6 protein-coding genes are annotated in these 10,787 nt (G+C 68.7%); 5 read left to right on the top strand and 1 reads right to left on the bottom strand.

Translation table 11 applies throughout. The annotated features are described in order from the left end of the window. The 5 genes from VSO01S_RS11120 to VSO01S_RS11100 all read left to right on the top strand — a co-directional run. Window positions 1-284, top strand: a 284-nt coding sequence (locus tag VSO01S_RS11120) for a type 2 periplasmic-binding domain-containing protein (protein ID WP_506016900.1), incomplete at its 5' end; no start/stop codon positions are given. Between the two features lie 78 nt (window positions 285-362). After that, a complete protein-coding gene (gene tcuA, locus VSO01S_RS11115) occupies window positions 363-1,775 on the top strand; it encodes an FAD-dependent tricarballylate dehydrogenase TcuA (protein ID WP_068642293.1) in 1,413 nt (470 codons plus the stop codon). Next, on the top strand, window positions 1,762-2,946 hold the full coding sequence (tcuB, locus tag VSO01S_RS11110; protein WP_068642291.1) for a tricarballylate utilization 4Fe-4S protein TcuB: 1,185 nt from the start codon (window positions 1,762-1,764) through the stop codon (window positions 2,944-2,946). The genes tcuA and tcuB overlap by 14 nt, the downstream gene beginning before the upstream one ends. Before the next feature lie 66 nt (window positions 2,947-3,012). Next, entirely contained in the window at window positions 3,013-3,963 is a 951-nt protein-coding gene (locus tag VSO01S_RS11105; RefSeq protein WP_153305229.1) for a Bug family tripartite tricarboxylate transporter substrate binding protein, read from the top strand. Between the two features lie 101 nt (window positions 3,964-4,064). After that, window positions 4,065-7,181 (top strand): ATP-binding protein, encoded by a 3,117-nt coding sequence (locus VSO01S_RS11100; RefSeq protein WP_153305225.1) that lies wholly within the window; start codon window positions 4,065-4,067, stop codon window positions 7,179-7,181. Window positions 7,182-7,193: 12 nt separating this feature from the next. Here the strand turns inward: VSO01S_RS11100 and VSO01S_RS11095 are convergent, their stop codons facing one another. Then, window positions 7,194-10,760 (bottom strand): Dyp-type peroxidase domain-containing protein, encoded by a 3,567-nt coding sequence (locus VSO01S_RS11095; protein WP_068642285.1) that lies wholly within the window; start codon window positions 10,758-10,760, stop codon window positions 7,194-7,196. Between the last annotated feature and the right edge of the window lie 27 nt (window positions 10,761-10,787).

Genomic DNA, 10,787 nt, shown 5'->3' with positions numbered 1-10,787 from the left:
ACGTGGTGGCCGAGATCGACGGCCTGGCGCTGCTGATGGACGCGGTGCGGGCCGGCCATGGCGCCACCATCCAGCCGGGGGCGGCGGTGGCGCGCACGGCGGCCGAGCCGCTGGTGCAGGTGCGCATCGCCGATGCGCAGGTCGGCCGGCAGAACCTGCTCGCGAGCCTGTCGGACGACGAGTTGTCTCCGGCGGCGCTGGCCGCGCGGGTGATGCTGGCCGAGGTGGCCCGCCGGCTGGTGCAGGAAGGCCGCTGGGCCGGGGCGACCCTTCACGAAAACTGAAGACCCCTGTGCGCGGGCGCACTGTCGCCCGCGAGGCCGTCTGCCTAGAGTTGGACTCCCCACGAGGAGACAACTGAAATGTTCGATGTCCTGGTCATCGGCGGCGGCAATGCCGCCCTGTGCGCCGCGCTCATGGCACGGGAGGCGGGTGCCAGCGTGCAGCTGGTCGAGGCCGCGCCGCGCGAATGGCGCGGCGGCAATTCCCAGCACACCCGCAACCTGCGCTGCATGCACGAGGCGCCGCAGGACGTGCTGGTCGATGCCTATCCCGAGGAAGAGTACTGGCAGGACCTGCTCAAGGTCACCGGCGGGCTGACCGACGAGCGCCTGGCGCGCATCGCCATCCGCGCGTCGTCCAGCTGCCGGGACTGGATGCGCAGCCATGGCGTGCACTTCCAGCCGTCGCTGTCGGGCGCGCTGCACGTGGCGCGCACCAACGCGTTCTTCATGGGCGGCGGCAAGGCGCTCGTCAATGCGTACTTCCGCAGCGCCGAGCGGCTGGGCGTGCAGATCCGCTACGACACGCCCATTGCCTCCATCGAGCTCGACGGCGACCGCTTCGTGGCTGCCGTGAGCACCACCGGCGAGCGCTTCACCGCGCGCAGCTGCGTGCTGGCGGCGGGCGGATTCGAATCCAACCGCGAATGGCTGCGCGAAGCCTGGGGCGTGAACGAGCGCGGCGAGCGCCCGGCCGAGAACTTCCTCATCCGCGGCACCCGCTTCAACGAGGGCGTGCTGCTCAAGGCCATGATCGAGGCCGGCGCCGATGCCATCGGCGACCCGACCCAGGCGCACATGGTGGCGATCGACGCACGCGCGCCGCTGTACGACGGCGGCATCTGCACCCGCATCGACTGCGTGTCGCTGGGCGTGGTGGTCAACCGCGACGCGCAGCGCTTCTACGACGAGGGCGAGGACTTCTGGCCCAAGCGCTATGCGATCTGGGGCCGCCTGGTGGCGCAGCAGCCGGGGCAGATCGGCTACTCCATCATCGACCGCAAGGCCATCGGCCGTTTCATGCCGCCCGTCTTTCCCGGCACAGTGGCCAACACGCTGGCCGAGCTTGCACGCCAGCTGGGCCTGCCCGAGGCGCCGTTCGAGCAGACCATTGCGGCCTACAACGCGGCCTGCCGCGTCGGCACCTTCGACCACACGGCGCTTGACGACTGCCACACCGAGGGCCTCCAGCCCGCCAAGACGCACTGGGCGCGTCCCATCGACACGCCGCCCTTCTACGGCTACCCGCTGCGCCCCGGCGTGACCTTCACCTACCTGGGCCTCAAGGTCGACGAGCATGCCGCCGTGCATTTCGGCGGCAGGCCGAGCCCGAACCTGTTCGTGGCCGGCGAAATGATGGCGGGCAACGTGCTCGGCAAGGGCTACACGGCCGGGGTCGGCATGGCCATCGGCACGGCCTTCGGGCGCATTGCGGGCACGCAGGCCGCACGCTCGGCCGCCGCAGCGAAGGAGGCACGGCATGCAGTCGCTTGATGCACTGACGCGCGAGGCGGCGTCGCTCGCGAGCGGCTCGCCGCGGGTCATTCCGATCCTGAGCGAGCGCGAGGCGGAGGTGGGCCGGCAGATGCAGATCTGCAACGCCTGCCGCTACTGCGAAGGCTTTTGCGCGGTCTTCCCGGCAATGACGCGCCGGCTGGAATTCGGGCCGGCGGACATCCACTACCTGGCCAACCTGTGCCACAACTGCGGCGCCTGCCTGCACGCCTGCCAGTACGCGCCGCCGCACGAGTTCGCGGTCAACGTCCCGCGGGCGATGGCCCAGGTGCGGGCGCAGACCTATGCCGACTACGCCTGGCCGCCTGCACTGGGCCGGCTGTACCAGCGCAATGGATTGGCGCTGTCGCTGGCGCTGGCGGCGGGGCTGGCGCTGTTCCTGATGCTCGCGGTGGCCTTCAGCGGCAGCCTGTGGGGCGGGCCGCTGCAGGGCAATTTCTACCGGCTGTTTCCGCACAACCTGCTGGTCGGCCTGTTCGGCCCGGTGTTCGTGTTCGTCGTGGTGGCGCTGGGCATGGGCGTCTCGCGCTTCTGGCGCGAGCTCAAGCCCGCGACCGGCTCGGCCCCGCTGCACACCGCCGCCACGGCCGAAGCCGCCGATGCGGTGCTGCGCCTGAAGTACCTGGACGGCGGCCACGGCGCCGGATGCCATGACGAGGACGACGCCTACACCCTGCGGCGCAGGCGCTTTCACCACCTCACCTTCTACGGCTTCATGCTGTGCTTTGCGGCCACCTGCGTGGCCACGCTCTACCACTATGCGCTGGGCTGGCACGCGCCCTACGAGCTGCCGAGCCTGCCCAAGCTGCTGGGCGTGGCCGGGGGCCTGAGCCTCGTGGCCGGCACGGCGGGCCTGTGGCACCTGAACCGGCGCCGCCACCCGCTGCAGGGCGACCCGGCGCAAAAGCCGATGGACCTGGGCTTCATCGCCCTGCTCTTCCTCACCAGCGCCAGCGGGCTGGCCCTGTGGCTGGGCCGCGGCACGCCGGCACTCGCGCTGCTGCTGTGCCTGCACCTGGGCGCGGTGATGGCCCTGTTTGCCACCCTGCCCTACGGCAAGTTCGCGCACGGCGTCTTCCGCACGGCCGCGCTGCTGCGCCATGCGGTCGAGAAGCGCCTGCCCAACCCGGTCGGGCTCGGCGCCGACTGATTTCCCCTCCCACGAGACAACAACCCAGGAGACATGATGAACACCCTGAAGCTGCGGCATGCGGCCATGCTTTTTGCCGGCGCACTGATGCTGACATCGGCCCCGTTGCGGGCACAGGACTTTCCGCCGAACAAGCCGGTCACGCTGGTGGTCGGGTTTGCCGCGGGCGGCGCGGCCGACGCGGCGGCGCGCCTCATCGCCAAGAAGCTGGGCGAGAACATCGGCCAGAGCGTGGTCGTCGACAACAAGGCGGGCGCCGGCGGCAACATCGCCCACCAGTTCGTGGCCAACGGGCCGGCCGACGGCTCCATGCTGCTGTTCGGCTCGATCGGCCCCCTGACCATCGCGCCGCATGTCATGAAGGTCCGCTACGACCCCTTCAAGGACCTGGCGCCGGTGTCGGGCGGCGTGAACTTTCCCAATGTGCTGGTGGTGAACAAGGCGCTGGGCGTGAAGACGTTGGCCGAGTTCGTGGCGCTGGCCAGGAAGAAGCCGGGCAGCGTGGACTTTGCCTCCACCGGCCCCGGCTCGGCCTCCCACCTGGCGGGCGAGCTGTTCAACCAGCGCGCGGGCATCTCGATGGTCCACGTTCCCTACAAGGGCGGCGCGCCGGCCATGCAGGACCTGATCGGCGAGCGGGTGGCGTCGTACTTCTCGGCACCGCCCACGGCCCTGCCGCAAGTGGAGGCCGGCCGGCTGGTCGCGCTCGCCACCACCGGATCGAACCGGCCGCTGTACATGCCCGACATCCCGACGGTGGCCGAGTCCGGCTACCCGGGCTTCGAGGCGCTCAACTGGTATGCCTTCGTCGCACCCGGCAAGACGCCGGGGCCGATCCTCGACCGATGGAACCGGGAGATCGTCAAGGCGCTCAACGACCCGGGCGTGAAGGACGCGCTGAACAAGCACGGCCTGACGCCGCAGCCCACCACCCGTGCCGAGCTGCTGGATTTCATGCGCAAGGAAGACGCCAAGTGGAGCGGCATCGTGCGCGAGCGCAAGATCGTGGCGGAGTAGCCGGCCCCGGCCGACTGTCGGCGATCCGGCGACCCGCCCAGTTGCGTACTATTGTTTTCGAGGAACACAATTGGCCCGTCCTTGGCTTGACGGTGTTTCCCATGACTGATGATCTGGAGCGTCGGCACGTTCGACTCGAATCCGCGTCGCATCACCGCCATCTCACGATTCTCTTCACGGATCTGTCCGACTCGACCTGGCTGTCGGAACACATGGAGGCAGAGGTTTACGCCGAGATGCAGGACGAGCTGCGCAAGGCCTTCACCAGACTGGTGGAGTCCAAGCGCGGCACCGTCAACCAGTTTCAGGGCGACGGGCTGCAGGCCATCTTCGGCCATCCCATCGCCACCGAACACGACGGGCGCCATGCCGTCGAAGTCGCACTGGCAATCCGCGAGCATGTGCGCGAGCTGCGGGTTGCGTACGCCGCGCAGGGCGGCGGCAACCTGGCGGTGCACTCCGGAATCCACACCGGACGCATCCTTCCGCGCGAGGGTGACTCGATTGCCGCAGCGCGGCTCGAGATCTACGGCTCGGCTCCCGGCGTGGCCAAGCACCTGAGCGACATCGCCGAACGCGACGAGATCCTGGTGAGCGAGGAGACGCTGGGCCTGGACAGCCATTTCTTCCAGACCAGCGCCCTGCGCGACGCCACCATCAAGGGCCTGGACAAACCGGTGGCGGTGCGCAGCATCCTGGCACGCACGGCGCTGCGCACGCGTTTCGAGGTGCATGCTCAGCGCGGATTGCTTCCGTTCGTGGGGCGGGAGGATGAACTGCGCCGGCTCGATCTGGCGCTGGACCGCGTGGCGCGCAACAAGGTGCCGGCCTTTGTCGCCCTGTCCGCCCCGGCCGGCTTCGGCAAGACGCGGCTGGCCGAAGAGTTCCTGCGGCGCGCCCTCGACAGCGGCTGCTCCGTTGCGCGCGGCTACTGCGAGAACGAGCTCAGCGCCGAACCGCTGCAGCCGTTCGTGCAGATGCTGCGGGCCCGCTTCGTGTTGCCGCCGGGCACCGCCACCAGCGCGGCGGCGGCAACGCAAACGCTCGAACAGAGCCTCGCCGCGATCGACCCGGCGCTGGAGAAGCATCTGCCGGAGCTGCTGCAAGCCCTGTCGATTCCTGCGGAATCCGGCAGCGAATCGGCCGGCGCGGACCCTCGCCGCACCACGCCGGACAGCACCGTCAATGCCGTGTGCGCCCTGTTCTCGGCACTGGCGGCCCAGCAGCTTCAGGTGCTGTTCATCGACGACTGGCAGTGGGCCGACGACGCCACCCGCAAGGTGGCCTACGCGCTCAGCGAACTCAAGCAACTGCCCATCCTGGTGCTGGCTGCCACGAGGCCATTCGAACCCGGCGATTCGCAGCATGTCCTGGCAGAGGTGCTGGAACTGCCTCCTTTCAACGAAGCCGAGGCGGACGTCACCATCGGCGGCCTGCTGCCGGCCGCCGACCCGTTCGTCGTCCAGCAGATCCGGCGCCATGCGGGTGGCAACCCCCTGTTCATCGAGGAGCTTTGCCATTCGGTCGCAGCGGGGGGCGGATCCGGCGCCGGGCTGGAGGCGGTGCGAGGTGGCTCCGCCTGGCTCGAAACCCTCATCGAGTCTCGCGTTTCCCGGCTCCCGCCGGCGCAGCGCGACCTGCTTCGCGTTGCGTCGGTCATCGGCAACGTGGTGCCGACGTGGCTGCTGGAGCGCCTGACGGATTGCGGCGAGCACCACCCGTTGGTGCGCGACCTGGCAGCGCACGACCTGGTGTTTCCCGGCGACAGCAGCGCGACGCTGCGCTTCAAGCACGGCATCACGCGCGACGTGGTCTACGGCTCCATCGGGCTGCAAGGCCGCCGCCAAACCCACCGCCAGATCGCCACACTGCTGCGCGAGAGAGCGGGCCTCGAAGGCGAAGCCGAAACCTGCGAGGCGCTGGCCTACCACTATGCGGGTGCGGACGATTTCGCCGATGCGGCGCACTATGCCGAGATGGCCGGCGACAAGGCGGTTGCCACGTCCTCCATCGACGGCGCCAAGACGCAGTACCGCACGGCCCTGCAGATGCTCGACCGGCTGCCCGTCACGCCGGAGCGCTACAAGAGCTGGCGTTCGATCGTCCGGCGGCTGGGCATGGCAACGGTCTACGACCCTTCGCGCGGCGAGGCCGAGGTGTTCGCCCGTGCGGTTGCCCGCGCACGCGAGCAGCAGGATGGGCCCGGCCTGGCGTACGCCGAGTACTGGCTCGCCTACGTCCACTACGCCCTGGGCGAATCGGGCGCGGCCGTCGAGCACTGCGAGATCGCGCTGAAGGCCGCCAACGACGTGGGCGACGCCAAGCTTGCCGCGCAGGTCAAGACCACGCTCGGCCAGGCGCTGGCCGCGGCTGCCGACTACCGCGCCGCCATTCCACTGCTGGAGGACATCGCCCCGGTGCAGGGCAAGTCCGCTCCCTACACCCGTCCGGGGCCGGCCCTGGCCTTTTCGCTGGCCAGCAAGGCCAGCGTCATCGCCGACCTGGGCCGGTTCGATGAAGCGCAGGCATGCATCGACGAGGCGCTGTCCCTGGTGCCGTTCAAGGGCCATGAGGTGGAAGGGTCGGTGCTGTGCTGGCGCAGCGGCATCAACCTGTGGCGCGGGCATTGGGAAGCGGCGCGGGCCGACGCGAGGGCCGCACACCGCGTGGCCGAGCGGGTCAAGAGCCTCTATCTCTTCGCTCAGAGCCGAAGCCTGGGCGCCTACGCGGACTGGAAGATCTCGCCCAACCCGCGCGCCCTGCGCGAGATGCTCGACTCGGTGTCGTGGCGCCAGGCGCGCGACAAGAACCTTTTCATGTCGCTCAGCTACGGCTGGCTGAGCGAGGCCATGGCCGACGAAGGCCGTAGCGCCGAAGCGCGCGCCTTTGCGGCGCAGGCCCTGCGACGCATTCGAAAGCGCGACTGGATCGGCGGCGCCATGGCAGCGCGGGCGATGGCGCGCATGGCCCTTGCTGGCGGTGACCTGCCTGCGGCCGGAAGGCACCTGCGCGTGGCGCAGCAGGTGGCGCAGGCGCGCAGCTCCGCGCACGAGGACGCCGGCAACGAGCTGCTTCGCGCCGAACTGGCACTGGCGCAAGGTGAGCGGGCGTTCGCGCAGGACTGCGCGCACCGTGCCGGCGAGGCTTTCCGGCACATGGGCATGCACTGGCACCTGGCCCAGGCTGCGCGCCTTCTGGAAGCAGCACTGGCCGCCTGAGGGGCCGGCGGTTCAGCGCAGCCTCATCTTCAGCGCCATGGGAGACAGCGTGGGCCGCATGTCCGCAAACTCGGCCAGCGCGGCGAAGAAGCCAAGCAGCACACCCAGCGCCATCTCATAGCCGGGGCAGGCATGGGTCGGGATGGAAATCCCGGCGCCGCGCTCGCGCTTGCCCCCGAAGACGGCGTAGATGTCGGGGTCGTCGTTCGCAAGGCACTCGTGCATGGCCGAGACGATGCTGATCGCCACAGTCTCGCCCGCACGCACGTCGACCCCGCCCAGCCGGTGGTTGCGCAGGGCGATGCGCCAGGTCAGTTCGGGCACCGGACGCAGCTGCAGGGTGCGGATGAGCTTGGGAAGCAGCACGGCATGCGCCTTGTCATAGGGCTTGCCAGCCGCTGCTGCCTGGTAGCCGAGCTGATGGTCCCAGAGCGAGCGGTCGTTGACCCATTCGTAGAGCGTTGCTCGCAGGTTGCCGTCGACCGTCGGCAGAAAGCCCATCAGCACGCCGATCAAGGTCCGCACGAGCCGTTCGTCGTCGTCGGGAATGGCCTCGAACAGGCGCTCGGCGATGGTGCGCAGCGGCACGGTGCCGCGCCTGCGATGCCCCGCCACCCAGTCGTGCACGGCCTTGTTGAGCAGCTTGCCGTGCGCCTCCCCGATGTCGGTGGCTTCCTTGCCGGGGTTGGGCTGGAACATGTAACGCGAGGGCGAGTGGAAGTGGCCCGGGCAGGTCGGCGGACCGCCATCGCGCCAATGCCAGCCGCCCGCCACGACGAAGATGTTGTCGGGCAGCCCAAACCACTCGTCGCACAGCCCGGCCAGCACCGCGTCCACCAGGTCCTTGGCCTCCACGGTCTTTTCTACCCCACCTTTGCCGCCCGCCAACTGATGCAAGGTGAGGCGCGTGCGGGCAAAGGCGCTGTCGAAGGCTTCCTGGCGCGTGATGTCCTGGATCGCCCGATTGGCCTTGTGCGATTCCAGCTGGTACTGCGCACCTTCATCCTTGCCCAGATAGATCTCGCCGAAAGACTTGGCCATGCGGCCGGCGTAGCCGGTGGCCGTGTAGTTGCCGCTGCGGTTCTCGAACACTTCCCGCACCTTGCCGCTGCTGCACACCAGAACGCCATAGGGGGTACGCAGCACCCCGCCATGCAATTCGCGCACGGCCGCCCAGATCCAACGGCTGACGCCGGACATGCGCATGGTGACGTCCTCCAGTGCGATCTTCCATTGATCGCGCGCAGCCTCCAGGCCCAGCACCTGCTCGGCCAGGTTCAGCCGGGCAATGACGGCAGCGCCCTTGTGCGCATCGATGGCGGCCCGCAAGGTGCGCCGGTCCTCCTTCTTTTTCTTGTACTCGGCGGTCGAGGATGCATCCAGTTGCGCAGCTTCGTGCGCATGGGCCTCCAGTTCGCCCAAGGCCGCGATCGACGGCACGAACAGGTACATGCCCCACTCGAGCGTGACGAAGGGCTTGAGCGGGTCGATGCCCATCAACTGCTTGTTGCCGCTGGCATCCGTGTACTCGAAGCCGACGGGGTCGCCCTCGTTCAGCACGCCCACGATCGGGTCGCGCTCGCCGGAAAAGCTCATCTCGCGGTTGCTGCCGTTGCCGTTGAGCCACGACTGGATCACCTCGAACTGCTCGGCGATGGAGGCGTTGTAGGCCATGAACAGGAGGCCGCGAGGCGTGCCTTGATTGCCGCTATGGGGCAATGGACCGTAGGACATGCCGCGGCGAATGATGCGCGGCAGCGGCCGGCCCTCCGGATCGACAGTGCGGGGATTGGCGCGGCGAACGTGCGAGTGGAAGGGGCACTGCGCGGCAGATGCATTCTGGTAGTCGAAGTCGTTGCGGTCATTGTTGGTGACGGGATTCACGCCGTTATCGTCGCGCCCCATCATCTGTGCCTTTGCGTCCTTCGCCTGGCCCGCGCCAAGCTTCGCCAAGGCGGCCTCGAACGCCGCCGCATCCTGCTTGAGCTTGCGCACGACCAGAAACGTGCTGTCGTCCCACAAACGTCCCGTCTGCGGCACATCGCCATGCGAATTGGCATGGCCGAGCAGGAAATCGCCCAGCATCGGACGGTCCCAGGGTTGGGGCGCGCCGGCAGGCGGCCGCGGCACCGGCTGGCTGATGCCGTCGACGTAGCCGAAATGGCCGCGCGGAAGTTTTTCACCCGGCCGGATGTAGCGCTGCATGGTCTCGATGGACAGGATGCGCACGCCCGGACCCACGGCGGCGCTGAAGGCCTTGATCTCGCCCGCAAGCGGATGGCCTGCCACGGTGGCATCGCCGTCCCAATCCAATTCCTTGCCCTGCCCCTTCCTTGCGCGCACCGACAGCTCGACAACCGCATGCACCGAAGACAGCTCAACGCGCTCGCCCGCATGGCCGCAGCGCTGCGGCAGGGCCCAACGACTGGGATGGTTGTGCAGGTAGTCGCCAAGAATTCCGGCGCGTGCGGCCATTCCTTCGCGGAATTCGTAAGGCATCAGCGCGACGGTGGCCTCGGGAAGGCCGCAGGCGAGCAGGCCCTGCGGCGTGAAGAAGATGTTGAACAGGCTCGCTGCGCCGGGATTGCTCTGGCCTGCCTCGCTGATGACCTGGCGTTGTGCGTGGGCCAGCAGGGCCTTCGCCGCAGCCGCATCCTCGATCTCGAGCAGCAGCAGGCAGGCGTGCGTGACACCTTGGGTGGGTGCGAGCACGCCACCCTGCACCTTGGCGGCGTCCCCATCAACCCAGACGCCACGCTTCGCCTGCGGCCACCGGGCCTTCCGGAACCAGAGGATCGCCGCACGATCGCTGGCCGCAAGGGCTGGCTGGCGCAGTTGCCAGCTTGCGAAGATCGCATCCTTGAGCTCGTCCGACAGCGCACGCAGGAGGTAGTCGGCCGCACGCAGAAGGCAGGCACCGTCGCTCGAGATCGGGGCCGGCGGATACATGTCCGTCAATCGATAGAGTGCGGCAAGCGCCGGCAGCGATTGATCGAATACCTCCTGCCGGTACGCGCTCGGCTGCAGCGGCGCGGCTGTCGTGGCGGCGCCCTTGGGCTTCAACCGCTGGGCCTGCGCCGAGCGCAGGTAGTGCAGGTCGTTCACGGTCAGCGAACTTGCGGTGTAGAAGAACTCTGTCGTCGCCTGGGATGCGCGAACCCAGTTCGCATAGGTGGCGAAATCGTTCTCGACGGAAATCGGATAGTTGTCGCAGTTGCAGAAGATCACGTCCAGCAGCGGCCCCAGGTCACGCCAGATGCGGCGCATGTAGGGCTCCCACCCGCCGTCGAAGGCCACCGCCAGGAGCATCATCCATCGGCCTTCCGGCCCCTCGATGATGGCCAGCCGGAAAGATTGCAGCGCACGGATCTGGTCGACCGTGTCGGCAATCAAGGGCGTCGGCTCGGCCTCCCTCGAGGAAATTCGCAGCGTGTTGAGCGTGCGCATCAGCAGGCGCGCGCGGCTCACGTAGCTGCGTGAATCCAGCGCCGGAAGCAGGCCTCGCTTGATGGGCGCCACCACCGTGAGGTCGCTGACACCCAGCAGGCTGCGGGACTTGGTCTGGACATCGATCTGCATGATGAACTCCCTCGCCAGTGTGGGCGC

Origin of the sequence: Variovorax soli NBRC 106424, from assembly GCF_001591385.1 — a bacterium.
GTDB classification, from domain to species: domain Bacteria; phylum Pseudomonadota; class Gammaproteobacteria; order Burkholderiales; family Burkholderiaceae_C; genus Variovorax; species Variovorax soli.
This window is presented reverse-complemented; position numbering and strand designations above follow the sequence as displayed.

What these genes read in the sequence shown, in the direction of transcription:
- VSO01S_RS11095 (WP_068642285.1), bottom strand. Translation starts at nt 10,760, where the DNA reads ATGCAGATCGATGTCCAGACCAAGTCCCGCAGCCTGCTGGGTGTCAGC.
- tcuB (WP_068642291.1), top strand. Translation starts at nt 1,762, where the DNA reads ATGCAGTCGCTTGATGCACTGACGCGCGAGGCGGCGTCGCTCGCGAGC.
- VSO01S_RS11100 (WP_153305225.1), top strand. Translation starts at nt 4,065, where the DNA reads ATGACTGATGATCTGGAGCGTCGGCACGTTCGACTCGAATCCGCGTCG.
- tcuA (WP_068642293.1), top strand. Translation starts at nt 363, where the DNA reads ATGTTCGATGTCCTGGTCATCGGCGGCGGCAATGCCGCCCTGTGCGCC.
- VSO01S_RS11105 (WP_153305229.1), top strand. Translation starts at nt 3,013, where the DNA reads ATGCTTTTTGCCGGCGCACTGATGCTGACATCGGCCCCGTTGCGGGCA.